Source organism: Streptomyces sp. NPDC029151 (genome assembly GCF_055564315.1).
This window is the reverse complement of sequence record NZ_JBVHWQ010000003.1, coordinates 589,943-603,607: the sequence shown is the minus strand read 5'-3', so window position 1 is coordinate 603,607 and position 13,665 is coordinate 589,943. Positions and strand designations below refer to the sequence as shown.

Genomic DNA, 13,665 nt, shown 5'->3' with positions numbered 1-13,665 from the left:
CACATCCCTTGAGAACAGCAGGAGTTCCCCGCATGACCATCCGTACCCTGACCCGCCGTGCCGCCCTCGCCACGGTCGCCGTGACCGGCGCCCTCGCCCTGGCCGCGTGTGGCGGCGGCGACGGCGACGGCGGCGCCCACGGCGCACCCGCCACCGCGAGCGCGTCCGCCGGCGCGCACAACTCCCAGGACGTCGCCTTCGCGCAGGGCATGATCCCGCACCACCGGCAGGCCCTGGAGATGGCGGAACTCGCCGACGGCCGGGCCGCCTCGGCCGAGGTGAAGGACCTCGCCGCGCGCATCGAGAAGGCGCAGGACCCGGAGATCCGCACCATGACCGGCTGGCTGAAGTCCTGGGGCGAGGAGGTCCCCATGGCCGGCATGGACCACTCCGGCCACACCGGCATGTCCCAGATGTCAGGGATGTCCGGGATGATGAGCGAGGCCGACATGACGGCCCTGAAGAAGGCCCGGGGCAAGGACTTCGACACCCGGTTCCTCACCCTGATGGTCGAGCACCACCAGGGCGCCGTCACGATGGCCACCACCGAGAAGGACAAGGGCCGCTACGGCGCCGCCACGGCCATGGCCGACGACATCGTCACCGCGCAGAACGCCGAGATCACGGAGATGAAGAAGCTCCTCGGCGAGAAGTGACACACGCGGCGGGCGGGAACCGGTCGTCATACCGGCCCCCGCCCGCCGTCCCTCGGACCGGCACCTTCCCGGTCCCTCAGACCAGCACCTTCTCCAGCGCGGCCAGCGCCGACCGCAGCTCCTCCGCCGTGATGGTCAGCGGCGGCGCCAGCCGGATCGTGGAGCCGTGGGTGTCCTTGACCAGGATCCCCTCGCGCATCAGGCGCTCACTGATCTCCCGGCCGGTGCCGAGCGCCGGGTCGACGTCCACGCCGGCCCACAGCCCGCGCGAGCGGAACCCGGTCACGCCCCTGCCCACCAGCTCGGTGAGCCCGTCCCGCAGGACCACCCCCAGCTCGGTCGCCCGGCGCTGGAACTCACCGGTCTCCAGCAGCTCGACCACGGCCGTGCCGACCGCCGCCGCGAGCGGGTTGCCGCCGAACGTGGAGCCGTGCTCGCCCGGGTGCAGCACCCCGAGCACCTCGCGCCGGGCCACCACCGCCGACACCGGCACGATGCCGCCGCCCAGCGCCTTGCCGAGCAGCAGCACATCCGGGACGACGCCCTCGTGCTCGACGGCGAGGGTACGGCCCGTCCGGCCGAGGCCCGACTGGATCTCGTCCGCGATGAACAGGCACCCCTTGCGGCGGGTCAGCTCGCGCACCCCGGTGAGATAGCCCTCGTCCGGGATGACCACCCCGGCCTCGCCCTGGATCGGCTCGATCAGCACCGCCGCCGTGGTGTCGTCCACGGCCTCCTCCAGCGCGGCCAGGTCGTTGTACGGCACGACCTTGAAGCCGGGCGTGAAGGGGCCGAAGCCGGAGCGGGCCGTCTCGTCCGTGGAGAAGCTGACGATGGTCGTCGTACGGCCGTGGAAGTTCTCCGCCGCGACCACGATCGTCGCCCGGCCGGCCGGGACGCCCTTCACGTCGTACGCCCACTTGCGGGCCACCTTGACGGCGCTCTCCACCGCCTCCGCGCCGGTGTTCATCGGCAGCACCATGTCCAGGCCGGTCAGCGCCGTCAGCCGCTCGGCGAACTCGGCGAGCCGGTCGTTGTGGAAGGCGCGGGAGGTCAGCGTCAGCTGGTCGAGCTGGCGGTGGGCCGCCTCGATCAGCGCCGGGTGCCGGTGGCCGAAGTTGAGGGCCGAGTAGCCGGCCAGCATGTCGAGGTAGCGGTTGCCCTCGACGTCCTCCACCCAGGTGCCCTCGGCGCGGGCCACGACCACGGGCAGCGGGTGGTAGTTGTGCGCGAGAACCGGCTCCTCCGCGCGGATCAGCTCGACGGACGTACGGGTGCGCGCGGGTGCGGTCATCAGCGGATCTCCTGGGTGCAGCACTTGATGCCACCGCCGGCCTTGTGGAACTCGGACAGGTCGACGGGGACGGGGACGTAACCGTGGTCGGCGAGCCGCTCGGCCAGCGCCTCGGCCCGGGGCGCGATGAAGACGTTCCGGCCGTCGGAGACGGAGTTCAGGCCGAACGCCATGGCGTCCTCGCGGGTGGCGAGCACCGCGTCCGGGTACAGCCGCCGCAGCACCTCCCGGCTGCCCGGCGAGAACGCCTCCGGGTAGTAGCAGACGTTGTCGTCGTCGAGGACGAACAGCGCCGTGTCCAGGTGGTAGAAGTACGGGTCCACCAGGGTCAGGCCGATGACCGGGTGGCCGAGGAACTCCTGCGCCTCCCGGTGGGCCTCGCGGGTGGTGCGGAACCCGGTGCCGGCGAGCACATACCGGCCCGTCCACACCAGGTCGCCCTCGCCCTCGGTCACCGACTCCGGACGGTACACGTCGTAGCCCGCCGCCTTGAACCAGGTGTCGTAGTGCACCGACTCCGGGCGCCGCTCCGGGGCGTGGAACAGGGAGCCGAACACCCGGCCGCCGACGACGAAGGCCGCGTTGGCGGCGAACACCATGTCGGGCAGGCCCGGGACCGGATCGACGGTGTCGACCGCGTGGCCGTGGGCCCGGTAGGCGCGGATCAGCGCCTGCCACTGCTCCTGGGCCAGGTCCACGTCGACCGGCTTGTCGGGATGCATCCAGGGGTTGATCGCGTACTGCACGGCGAAGTGTCTGGGTTCGCAGACCAGGAAGCGCCGGGAACGCGGCACACGGTTGTCGGGCACAGAGGGTTTCCTCCGCTTTCCTGTGTGTCACTGAGGGGTGTCACCACGGTAGGAAGACAGGTGGACGGACGACAAGCGAAGAAGACTGCGCGGATACGCAGCATCGCTGCGTATCCGGCGCAGGTCACGCAGTACTCCTGCGCATATCCCGGGTCATTCGGGGGCCGGATGGGTGGCGCCCGCCTCCGGGCTTTCCGGGAGCAGATGGGACAGCACCATCACGCTGATCGTCTTCCGGATGAACGGCTCGGCGCGGATCCGCTCCAGCACCTCCTCGAAGTGCTCCACGTCCCGGGCGCGCACGTGCAGCAGCGCGTCGGCGCCCCCGGTCACGGTCATCGCCGCCGCGATCTCCGGATGGTTGCGCACGACCTCCGCCAGCCGCCGGGGCGGGGCCGCGCCCTCGCAGTAGACCTCGACGTACGCCTCGGTGCGCCAGCCCAGCGCCGAGGGCTTGACCGTCGCCGTGAACCCGGTGATCACCCCGGTCTCGCGCAGCCGGTCCACCCGCCGTTTCACCGCCGTGGCGGACAGCCCGATCACCGCTCCGATCTCGGCGAAGCTGGTGCGGGCGTTCGCCATGAGCGCGGTGATGATCTTGCCGTCGAGGTCGTCGAAGGACGCAGCCCTGCTGTTCATGCGGGCACTGTAATCAGCCAGGCCCGCGGCGGCGGTGCTACGCCTGGGTGACCACCAGGGCGAGGGTCAGCAGCCCCAGCACCACCCACCCGAACCACAGCCAGCCGTTGCTGCCGAGCGCGACCGTGTAGGCGGTCACGAGGACCAGCCCGCCGACCGTGAGCGCCCCCATCGCCTTGGTGGAACCGTTCGTGGAACCGGGCATCGCGACACCCTCCTCATGGTCCGTCTGAGACCATGGTGCCCCCGTTCGGGCGTGGAGGGGACAGGCGTGACTAGCCTTCGCGTGCGTCCAGCGAGGCCAGGTAGGCGTTGTACGCCTCCAGCTCGGTGTCGCCGTCCCGGTCGGCGGCCCGGTCCTTGCGCTTGGCCTGCCGCTGCTCGGAGCGGTACCACTGGAACAGCAGGGCGATCAGCACCAGCACCGACGGGATCTCGCTGAACGCCCAGGCGATGCCGCCCGCCGCGCTCTGGTCGGAGAGCGCCTCGACGCCGAGGGAGGCGGGCGGGTTCCGGAAGGTCTCCACCATCGGCGTCGACGCCATCATCAGCGCGATGCCGAAGAACGCGTGGAACGGCATGCCCGCGAACAGCTCCAGCATCCGCATCAGGTGGCCGGGCCGGTGCGGGCCCGGGTCGACCCCGATGATCGGCCAGAAGAACACCACGCCGACCGCGAGGAAGTGCACCATCATCGCGATGTGCCCGGTCCTGGAGCCCATCAGGAAGTCGAACAGCGGGGTGAAGTACAGGGCGTACAGGCTCGCGATGAACAGCGGAATGGTGAACGCCGGGTGGGTGACGACCCGCATGTACCGGCTGTGCAGCAGCATCAGCAGCAGCTCGCGCGGCCCCTTGCGGCCCTTCCCGGTGGCCGGCAGCGCGCGCAGCGCCAGGGTGACCGGGGCGCCGAGCAGGATCAGGATCGGCGACAGCATGCTGATCACCATGTGCTGCACCATGTGCACGCTGAACATGACCATGCCGTAGTCGTTCAGCCTGGTGCACATCACCAGCGCGATGGTGAGCACGCCGACGGCGTACGAGACGGTACGGCTCACCGGCCAGGCGTCCCCGCGCCGTCGCAGCCGCGCGACACCCCAGCCATACAGGGCCAGCCCGGCCATGCAGGCGATGAGGAAGAAGGGGTCGGCCGACCACTCGAGCCCTCGCCCCAGCGTGAACGGCGGCAGATCCATCGTCATGCCGTGCCCGCTGTGATCCATCCGCCGGCTCCTGTTTCGTGGGGGTTGTGCGAGTTGTCCGCCCCCCAGAGTAGAACCGCCCCCGGTCAGGGCCGTGACCGGGGGCGGGTTGTTCTCGGGTGAACTACAGAACGCACTCCGCCTCGTCGTACCGCTCCACCGGAACGGTCTTCAGCGTCTCGACCGCCTCCGCCAGCGGCACCGTCACGATGTCGGTGCCGCGCAGCGCGGTCATCATGCCGAACTCGCCCCGGTGCACGGCCTCCACCGCGTGCCAGCCGAAACGGGTCGCCAGCACACGGTCGTACGCGGTCGGCGTACCGCCCCGCTGCACGTGTCCGAGGATCACCGGACGGGCCTCCTTGCCGAGCCGCTGCTCCAGTTCGACCGAGAGCTGCCGGGCGATACCGGCGAAGCGCTCGTGGCCGTAGATGTCCTTGCCGCCCTCGTCGAAGTCCATGGAACCGGGCTTCGGCTTGGCGCCCTCCGCGGCGACCACGATGGCGAACCGCTTGCCCGCCTCGAACCGCTCGCCGACCTTCCGGGTCAGCTCCTCGATGTCGAAGGGCCGCTCCGGCACGACGACGGCGTGGGCGCCGGCCGCCATGCCCGAGTGCAGCGCGATCCAGCCGGTGTGCCGGCCCATGACCTCCACGATCAGCACCCGCTGGTGGGACTCGGCGGTGGTCTTCAGCCGGTCCAGGGCCTCGGTCGCCACGGTCACCGCGGTGTCGAAGCCGAAGGTGACATCGGTGACGGCGATGTCGTTGTCGATGGTCTTGGGCACGCCGACGATGGGAAGCCCGCTGTCCGACAGCAGCCGGGCCGCCTTCAGCGTGCCCTCACCGCCGATCGGGATGATCGCGTCCAGGCCGAGTTCCCGGACGTGCCCCCTGGCCCGCTCCACGCCGTCCCGCAGGTGCTCCGGGCGGACCCGGGAGGAGCCGAGGATGGTGCCGCCGCGGGCCAGGATGCCGCCCACGGCGTCCAGGTCGAGCTTGAGGTAGTCGCACTCCAGGAGGCCCTTCCAGCCGTCCCGGAAGCCGATGACCTCGTCGCCGTGGTCGACGACGGCACGGTGCACGACGGACCGGATGACGGCGTTCAGGCCGGGGCAGTCGCCGCCGGACGTGAGGACACCAATGCGCATAGCCCGAATACCTTCTCAACGTGGGCCGGGTAGACCGGACCACGTTGTCCGGCGGGATTCCCGGCCACCCTACCGGCGTGAGGGGGTGGCTCCGTAGCGGGCGTCCGCCTGCTGGACGCGTCCGCACATGTGAGCGGACGGACCGTCAGGCGGGCCCGCCACGAGCCTGCCGGACCACGCTGAAGTCCCGGTGACGTCCGGGTGACGCGCAGCGGCCCGCGTGCTGGTTCCACGCGGGCCGCTGGGCGGTGGTGCCGGGAGCGCTGTCGCGCGGTGGTGCTACGCCGGCTGCTGCGCGGCGGTGATGCGCTCGTTGCGCAGCGCCTCGTACCAGCGGTCGTCGATCGGCGGCAGCGCGTTGACGTCCAGCGCCAGCTTCAGCAGCAGGTCGGCGATGAGCGGGTTGCGGGCGAGCACCGGCCCGTGCATGTAGGTGCCGAAGACGGTCCCGTTGTAGGCGCCCTCGGTGCCGTCGCCGGTGCCGTTGCCGTTGCCGACCAGCACCCGGGCGAGGGGCCGGGCGGTGGGGCCGAGGTGGGTGACGCCCTGGTGGTTCTCGAAGCCGGTCAGCTGGGGCAGGCCCAGCTGCGGGTCGACGTCGGCCAGCACGTCGCCGACGCACCGCTCCTTCTCGCCGCGCACCGAGACCACGTCGAGCAGACCGAGGCCGGGCTCGCGCTGGCCGAGGTCGTTGATGAACTCGTGGCCGAGGATCTGGTAGCCGGCGCAGACGGAGAAGACGATCGCGCCGTTCTCCACCGCCCGGTGCAGGTGACCGTCACGGCGCAGCCGCTCGGCGGCGAGCCGCTGCGGACGGTCCTCGCCGCCGCCGATCAGGTAGATGTCGCCGGAGGTCGGGATCGGCTGGTCGCTGCGCACGTCCAGCCGGGCCACGTCCAGGCCGCGCTGCCGGGCCCGGCGCTCCACGACGAGGGCGTTGCCCTGGTCGCCGTAGGTGCTCAGCAGGTCCGGGTAGATCCACACCAGCCGTAGTTGGTTGTCGCTCATGAGGTGCTCGCCCTTCCTGTTCAGTTGCCGACGCGGCGGCGCAGGTCCTGGAACGCGGTGTAGTTCGCGATGACCTCGATCCGGCCGGGCGGGCACATCTGCACGGCCTGGTCGAGGTTGTCGCAGACCTGGAAGTGCTGGTTGGCGACCTCCAGGCGGACGGCGAGGTCCAGCTTCCGGTCTCCGACGACGAAGATCGGGTGGCCGGTCAGCCGCGTGTAGTCGACGTCCCACAGCCAGGAGGTGTCGGTGCCGTCGGCGGAGCGGGCGTTCACGGACAGGATCACCGGCGCGGGCGCCGGGTCGATCAGGGAGAACGTCTCCAGCCAGCCGGCCGGGTTCTTGGCGAGCAGCAGCCTGAGGTCGCGGTTCTGGAACTGGACGACGTCGTACCGGCCGGCCACCGCCTGCACCTGGTACATCCGCTCCAGGGCGACCTGCGGCGGCACGCCGAAGACGGCGGCGACGGCCGCGGAGGAGGCGGCGTTGGCCTTGTTGGCGCGGCCGGGCAGCTGCAGGTGGATCGGCCAGGCCGAGCCGTGCGGGTCGAGGACGTGGTCCCCGGACAGCGCCCAGGTCGGCGTGGGCCGCCGGAACCCGCACTCGCCGCAGAACCAGTCGTCGCCCGGGCGCTGCATCACGCCGCCGCACGACGGGCAGGACCAGGCGTCCTCCTGCCACATCTGACCGGCCGCGACCCAGACGACGTTGGGGGAGGAGGACGCGGCCCACACGACCAGCGGGTCGTCGCAGTTGGCGACGATCACGGCCTTGGAGCCGGCCAGGCCCTCGCGCCAGTTCTCGGCGAGCATGCGGGTCTCGGCCGCGCGGTCCAGCTGGTCGCGGGAGAGGTTCAGCAGCGCGATGCACTTCGGGGACGTGTCCCGGGCCACACCGGCCAGGTACTTCTCGTCGACCTCGATGACGCCGAACTTCGATTCCGAACCGCCCGCCAGCGCCGAGGTGATGCCGGCCGGCATGTTGGCGCCGAGCGCGTTCGACACGACCGGGCCCGCGGCGCGCAGCGCCTCGGCGATCAGCCGGGTGGTCGTGGTCTTGCCGTTGGTGGCGGAGACCAGGACGACGTCCAGGTTCTGGGCGAGCCGCCCGAGCAGATCGGGGTCGAGTTTCAGCGCGACCCGGCCACCGATCACCGACCCGCTGCCGCGTCCCGCGGCCCGCGATGCCGCAGCGACCGCCTTGCCCGCGGTCACGGCCAGCTTGGCCCGCGGCGAGAGCGGGTCCGAGTTGCCTGCCATCAGTTCTCGATCCTCCTTGCGTACGCGCCGCCGCCTGGGGCCATCCGGCTACGTGGTGTGAACCTCAGCCTATCGAGATCCATTCGCACACCCGAATCCCGGCCCACGCCTTCGGCGCCGGGCATGAGCGATACGAACCGTACCCTTGCCGCCATGCGACACGGTTCCATTCCGGGCGCCCACGGGCGCGTCCGGCCTCTCACCCTGCTCGGCGACGCGGCGCTGCACGCGCCCTGCCGGGACGTCACGGACTTCGGCCCCGGTCTCGCGACCCTCGTGGAGGACCTGTTCGCCACGATGTACGCGGCGCAGGGGGTGGGCCTGGCCGCCAACCAGATCGGGGTGGGTCTGCGGGTGTTCGTCTACGACTGTCCGGACGACGAGGACGTGCGTCATCTCGGTCACATCGTGAACCCGCGCCTGGTCGAGACCGACGGCGTGGTCGTCCGGGGCCCGGAGGGCTGCCTGTCCCTGCCGGGGCTGGAGGCCGGGACCGAGCGCCACGACCACGCGGTGGTGGAGGGCCTCACGGTGACCGGCGACCCGGTCACCGTCCACGGCACCGGCTTCTTCGCCCGGTGCCTGCAGCACGAGTGCGACCACCTGGAGGGCCGTGTGTACGCGGACCGCCTCACGGGCTGGCGCGGGCGCAGACTGGCGCGGCAGATCGACCGGGCCCCGTGGCGCCGGTGAGGGGACCCGCCCGGGAGACGCGGGGAGCCGCGCGCCCGGGGGACGAGGATCAGAAGCCCGGGCCTCCGACCCGGTCGCCCGCGGCCGCCAGCCGGCCCCACAGCAGGTCGGCCAGAGAGCGCACCAACTCCGCACGGGAGCAGGGCCGTTCCCCGAGCCACCAGTCCCCGGCGGCATGCATCATCCCGACGATCCCGTGCCCCCAGACCCGGGCGAGCCGCTGGCTCTCCGGACCGAGGTCCACCCGCTCCTCGATGACCTGGGCCAGCTCCTCGCCCATCCTGCGCAGCAGCGGCGCGGAGTGCTTGCCGACGTCGAACCCCTGGTCGCCCCCCGTGCTCCCCTCGGCGGGGTGCATGAGGAACCGGTACACCTGGGGCCGTGCCTCGATCGCGGCGAGGTAGGTCTCCAGCGTGGACTCGACCCGCTCGCGGCGGTCGGCGGGAGCGTCCAGCGCGGCCCGCAGCGAGGCCAGCAGGGCGTCGGTGTGCCGCTTGGCCAAGGCTGCGTAAAGGCCGCCCTTGTCGCCGAAGTGCCGGTAGAGGATCGGCTTGGTGATGCCCGCTTCCGCCGCGATCGCGTTCATCGACGCCTGCGGGCCGTCGCGCAGCACCACCCGGTCGGCGGCCTCCAGCAGCTCGCGCCGTCGGCGGTCGGCGGACCGCTGCTGATCGGTCCGCTGCGTGGTGTCCATGTGCTCTCCCCACCCGTGCTGATTCGGTGACGCCTGCGCAAACTAACACTGACCTCGCCCTGGACATCGAACGGGATGCCGAGGCGCCATCGGCGATTGACTTTTCCTACCGATGAGTAACAGACTCGGGTTACCGTAAGTAACATCGCACCACCGCCGCTGGAGGGGACATGGCCGAGTTCACCATGGAGCTGAACGACGAACAGAGGGAAGTGCGCGACTGGCTCCATGGCTTCGCCGCGGACGTGATCCGCCCGGCGGCGGCCGAGTGGGACGAGCGCGAGGAGACTCCCTGGCCGGTCATCCAGGAGGCCGCGAAGGTCGGCATCTACTCCCTCGACTTCTACGCGCAGCAGTACTTCGACCCCACCGGCCTCGGCATACCGATGGCCATGGAGGAGCTGTTCTGGGGCGACGCGGGCATCGCCCTCTCCATTGTGGGCACCGGTCTCGCCGCCGTGGGCGTGCTCGCCAACGGAACCGAGGAACAGATCGGCACCTGGATCCCGCAGATGTACGGCGACCAGAACGACGTCAAGGTCGCCGCGTTCTGCTCCTCCGAGCCCGACGCCGGCTCCGACGTCGCCTCCATGCGCACGCGTGCCGTGTACGACGAGGCCAAGGACGAGTGGGTGATCAACGGCACGAAGACCTGGGCGACCAACGGCGGCATCGCCAACGTCCACGTCGTCGTCGCGGTGGTCGACCCGGAGCTGGGCTCCAAGGGCCACGCGTCCTTCATCGTCCCGCCGGGGACACCCGGCCTGTCCCAGGGCCAGAAGTTCAAGAAGCACGGCATCCGCGCCTCCCACACCGCCGAGGTCGTCCTCGACAACGTCCGGGTGCCCGGCTCCTGCCTGCTCGGCGGCAAGCAGAAGCTGGACGAGCGGCTCGCCCGCGCCCGCGAGAGGGCCAAGGCGGGCGGCGAGCGCGTCAAGAACGCGGCGATGGCCACCTTCGAGGCGTCCCGCCCGGCGGTCGGCGCCATGGCGGTCGGCACCGCCCGGGCCGCGTACGAGGTCGCCCTCGACTACGCCATGACCCGGGAGCAGTTCGGCCGCCCCATCATCGACAACCAGGGCGTCGCCTTCCAGCTGGCGGACATGCGCACGCAGATCGACGCCGCCCGCCTGCTGGTGTGGCGCGCCTCCTGGATGGCGGTCAACGGCAAGCCGTTCACCGCGGCCGAGGGCTCCATGTCGAAGCTCTTCGCCAGCGAGACCGCCAAGAAGGTCACGGCCCAGGCCGTCCAGATCCTCGGCGGCAACGGGTACACGCGGGAGTACCCGGTGGAGCGCATGCACCGGGACGCCGCGATCTACACCATCTTCGAGGGCACGAGCGAGATCCAGCGGCTCGTCATCGCCCGCACCCTGTCCGGGATGCCGATCCGCTAGGGGGCGCCACGGAGGGGCCGGTCCCGGCGCCCCCGGGGATCACCGGTGCCTGAGCGGTGTGAGCTGCTCGATGTCGTACTTCGCCCGCAGGGCCTCGATGGCCTCCTGGTCCGGCGGGCCGCCCTGGGCGAGGATCTCCAGCAGCTCCTCGAAGTACCGCTCGTGATCCGGCGGCGGGGACGCCTGGAAGAACATCCTCGCCGGTGCCTCCGTCGGGTTGGCGAAGGCGTGGGGGCAGCCCGGTGGTACGACGATGACCGTGCCCGGCGTCGCACGGACCACCCGGCTGCCCGAACGCGACTCCCACTTCCGCCAGTTGTCGGGGGTGCGGACGCGGGGCTCGAAGGCGAGGACGTCCAGTTCGCCGTCGAGGACGTAGAACAGCTCCTCGCTGCGCGTGTGCACGTGGGCGCCCACGTCGAAGCCGGGCGGCACCTCCACCTCGAAGGTGGAGGCCATCCGCGAGTGGGTGCCGGTGACCTTGAACGTCACCCGCTGCGCCGGTGTCTCCACGACCCGGCCCGCACCCGGCGGCACGTACAGTCCCTCGGTCTCCGTCATGGTCCCCTCACCAGGTCACCGGAAGGGACTCGGGTCCCCGGATCAACGCGCCCCGGTGGAAGGGGACCTGATCCGGCGGTACGGCCAGCCGCAGCCCCGGCACCCGGTCCAGCAGAGCGTCCATCAGGAGTTCCTCCTCCAGCCGGGCGAGCATGCCGCCGGGGCAGTAGTGCGGACCGAAGCCGAACGCCACATGGGGGTTCGGGCTGCGGGTGAGGTCGATGGCGTCCGGGTCGGGGAAGACGTCCGGGTCCCGGTTGGCGGCCAGGTAGGAGACGTAGACCGCGTCGCCCGCACGGATGCGGACGCCCCCGATCTCCGTCTCCTCCAGCGCGATCCGGCACAGGCCGACCGCGTTGCGGTGCGGGATCCAGCGCAGGAGTTCCTCGATCGCCCGCCGCCGGATCCCGGGTTCCGCGCGCAGCCGCCGCACCAGGTCGGGGCGGCTCAGCAGCAGGTGGAACATCTGCCCGCTGTTGTTGGTGACCGCCTCGCCGCCGATCTGCAGCAGCACGGCGAGACCGACGGCCTCCTCCAGCGTGACCTCGCCCCGGCCCACGGCCGCGCCGAGGAGCGAGGTCACGTCCTCGCCGGTGCTGTGCTCGCGGAGCCCGATCAGGTCGGAGAAGTAGGCGCCCATCTCCCGCTTCGCCGTCTCGCTGACCTCCCTGCCGTGCGCGGAGGACAGGATCAGCTGGGTCCAGGCGTGCATGCCGTGCCGGTCGTGGGCCGGGACGCCCATCAGCTCGCAGATCACCGCGATCGGGAACGGGCCGAGCACCGCGCTGGTGAGGTCCGCGGGCGGCCCCGCCCGCAGCAGGTCGTCCACCAGCTCGTCGAGCATGCCGCGGGCCCTGGCCCGGACCCGCTCCACGCCCTTCGCCGTGAAGGCGGCGGCGACCGAGCTGCGCAGCCGGGTGTGGTCGGGCGGGTCGAGGAAGCCGACCGCGCCCCGCTCGGGGATGAAGTGCGGGGCGAGCCGGGTGACCGGCCTGCCGACCACCGCCGAACGGCTGAAGCAGGGGTCGTTGACCACCCTGCGCACGTCCTCGTACCGGGTGACCAGCCAGGCCCAGCCCTCGCCGTTGGGCAGCTGGACCCGGGTGACCGGGCCCTCGGCCATCAGCTCCGCCAGCACCGGGTCGAACCCGGTCCCCGTGAGGTCGAGCGCCGGCCAGTGCCGGACCGGGGGCAGGGGCCCGGTGAGGGTGGCCTCCTCGATCATCGGGCGTTCCCGTCCCCGTTGACCCAGCGGCCCACCGTCATCTCCGCGGTGATGCCGGGGCCGAACCCGGCGAGCAGACCACGGGACCGGTCCTCGGCACCTCCCTCGTCGAACAGCCGGCGCAGCGCGTCCAGGACGACGGCGCTGGCGATGTTGCCGTACTCGGTGAGCGTGGCCCGGCTGAACCGGAAGGCGTGCGGGTCGACCTGCAGGAACGTGCTGAGGTCGTCGAGTATGCGGGGGCCGCCCGCGTGGATGATGTAGAAGTCCAGGTCGGACGCGTCCCAGCCGTGTGCGCCGGCCAGGTCCTTCAGCGCCGGGGCGAGCGGCTCCATCGTCGTGGGCACCCGCTTGTCCAGCAGGAAGTGGAATCCGGTGGCCCGGACGTCGTAGGCGATCCAGTCCTCGGTCTTCGGGATCAGGTAGGAGCCGTTGCGCTCCAGGCTGACCCCCGTGCCGCCGCGCCCGCGCACCACGGCGGCGGCGATGCCGTCGCCGAACAGGCCGTTGGAGAGCAGCGAGCCGACACCCAGGTCGGTGGGCTGGTAGCACAGCGAGCAGAACTCGCAGGCCACGATCAGCGCGTTGGCGTGCGGGTAGGCCGAGCAGAAGTCGTGCGCCCGGTTGATCGCCGCACCGCCCGCGGCACAGCCCAGCTGGGCGATCGGGAGCTGGCGGGTGGTGCTGTCGAAGTCCATCTCGTTGATCAGCCACGCGGTGAGCGACGGCATCATGAAGCCGGTGCACGACACGTAGATGATCACGTCGATGTCACTGGTGAGGAGCTCCGCGTCGTCCAGGGCGCGCTGGATGACCGCGGGGACGCGGGCCTTCGCCTCGGCCTCGTAGAGCTTGTTGCGCTCCTCGAACCCCGGATGCCTCAGGGTCTCCTCGATGGGCTGCACGATGTGCCGCGTCTTGACGCCGGTGTTCTCGATCAGCCTCAGCGCCAGCGGCAGTTGGGGGTGGTCCGCGTGACGGGAACGCGCCAGCTCCAGCGTCTCCTCCATCGTGATCACGTGCTCCGGGACCGACACCGAGGGTCTGCACAAAGTCGCCATGAACCGTCCCTGCT

The 13,665-nt window shown here is 71.4% G+C and carries 15 protein-coding genes; 3 read left to right on the top strand and 12 right to left on the bottom strand.

Annotated features, from left to right (window positions below):
• The first annotated feature begins 32 nt into the window (after positions 1-32).
• Positions 33-656 (top strand): DUF305 domain-containing protein, encoded by a 624-nt coding sequence (locus tag ACZ4VF_RS15705; RefSeq protein ID WP_467926350.1) that lies wholly within the window; start codon positions 33-35, stop codon positions 654-656.
• Positions 657-732: 76 nt separating this feature from the next.
• Here the strand turns inward: ACZ4VF_RS15705 and rocD are convergent, their stop codons facing one another.
• From rocD to ACZ4VF_RS15665, 8 genes are all read right to left on the bottom strand, one after another.
• Positions 733-1,950, bottom strand: coding sequence for an ornithine--oxo-acid transaminase (rocD, locus tag ACZ4VF_RS15700; RefSeq protein WP_467926349.1), 1,218 nt, complete (start codon positions 1,948-1,950; stop codon positions 733-735).
• The gene (gene ddaH / locus ACZ4VF_RS15695) at positions 1,950-2,759 is read right to left on the bottom strand and encodes a dimethylargininase (protein ID WP_467926348.1); all 810 of its coding nucleotides are present in this window, start codon (positions 2,757-2,759) and stop codon (positions 1,950-1,952) included. The genes rocD and ddaH overlap by 1 nt, the downstream gene beginning before the upstream one ends.
• 153 nt (positions 2,760-2,912) lie before the next feature.
• On the bottom strand, positions 2,913-3,398 hold the full coding sequence (locus ACZ4VF_RS15690) for an Lrp/AsnC family transcriptional regulator (RefSeq protein ID WP_467926347.1): 486 nt from the start codon (positions 3,396-3,398) through the stop codon (positions 2,913-2,915).
• Between the two features lie 37 nt (positions 3,399-3,435).
• Entirely contained in the window at positions 3,436-3,603 is a 168-nt protein-coding gene (locus tag ACZ4VF_RS15685; protein WP_356148704.1) for a hypothetical protein, read from the bottom strand.
• A gap of 70 nt (positions 3,604-3,673) precedes the next feature.
• Positions 3,674-4,624, bottom strand: coding sequence for a cytochrome c oxidase assembly protein (locus ACZ4VF_RS15680; RefSeq protein WP_467926345.1), 951 nt, complete (start codon positions 4,622-4,624; stop codon positions 3,674-3,676).
• A gap of 103 nt (positions 4,625-4,727) precedes the next feature.
• Positions 4,728-5,753, bottom strand: a complete 1,026-nt coding sequence (locus ACZ4VF_RS15675; protein ID WP_467926343.1) for a 6-phosphofructokinase — start codon at positions 5,751-5,753, stop codon at positions 4,728-4,730.
• Between the two features lie 279 nt (positions 5,754-6,032).
• A complete protein-coding gene (locus tag ACZ4VF_RS15670) occupies positions 6,033-6,761 on the bottom strand; it encodes a type 1 glutamine amidotransferase (protein ID WP_356148695.1) in 729 nt (242 codons plus the stop codon).
• A 20-nt stretch (positions 6,762-6,781) separates the two neighbouring features.
• Entirely contained in the window at positions 6,782-8,020 is a 1,239-nt protein-coding gene (locus tag ACZ4VF_RS15665) for a DUF1727 domain-containing protein (protein WP_467926342.1), read from the bottom strand.
• Positions 8,021-8,173: 153 nt separating this feature from the next.
• Between ACZ4VF_RS15665 and def the strand changes: the two genes are divergently transcribed.
• Positions 8,174-8,713 carry a peptide deformylase gene (def, locus tag ACZ4VF_RS15660; protein WP_467926340.1) on the top strand — a complete coding sequence of 180 codons (540 nt, stop codon included), beginning with the start codon at positions 8,174-8,176 and terminating at the stop codon, positions 8,711-8,713.
• 49 nt (positions 8,714-8,762) lie between these two features.
• Here def and ACZ4VF_RS15655 read toward each other — a convergent pair whose 3' ends face one another.
• Complete coding sequence (locus tag ACZ4VF_RS15655; RefSeq protein WP_467926339.1) at positions 8,763-9,407, bottom strand: TetR/AcrR family transcriptional regulator; 645 nt, start codon at positions 9,405-9,407, stop codon at positions 8,763-8,765.
• Between the two features lie 170 nt (positions 9,408-9,577).
• Here ACZ4VF_RS15655 and ACZ4VF_RS15650 point away from each other — a divergent pair, with 170 nt between their 5' ends.
• Entirely contained in the window at positions 9,578-10,804 is a 1,227-nt protein-coding gene (locus ACZ4VF_RS15650) for an acyl-CoA dehydrogenase family protein (protein WP_467926338.1), read from the top strand.
• A 39-nt stretch (positions 10,805-10,843) separates the two neighbouring features.
• On the opposite strand, the gene ACZ4VF_RS15645 is transcribed toward ACZ4VF_RS15650, so the two are convergent.
• From ACZ4VF_RS15645 to ACZ4VF_RS15635, 3 genes are read right to left on the bottom strand one after another with little or no spacing between them, the layout of a single operon-like run.
• Positions 10,844-11,365 carry a cupin domain-containing protein gene (locus ACZ4VF_RS15645; protein WP_467926336.1) on the bottom strand — a complete coding sequence of 174 codons (522 nt, stop codon included), beginning with the start codon at positions 11,363-11,365 and terminating at the stop codon, positions 10,844-10,846.
• A gap of 7 nt (positions 11,366-11,372) precedes the next feature.
• Positions 11,373-12,590, bottom strand: coding sequence for a cytochrome P450 (locus tag ACZ4VF_RS15640; RefSeq protein ID WP_467926335.1), 1,218 nt, complete (start codon positions 12,588-12,590; stop codon positions 11,373-11,375).
• The gene (locus tag ACZ4VF_RS15635) at positions 12,587-13,651 is read right to left on the bottom strand and encodes a type III polyketide synthase (protein WP_467926334.1); all 1,065 of its coding nucleotides are present in this window, start codon (positions 13,649-13,651) and stop codon (positions 12,587-12,589) included. The genes ACZ4VF_RS15640 and ACZ4VF_RS15635 overlap by 4 nt, the downstream gene beginning before the upstream one ends.
• Positions 13,652-13,665: the final 14 nt, after the last annotated feature.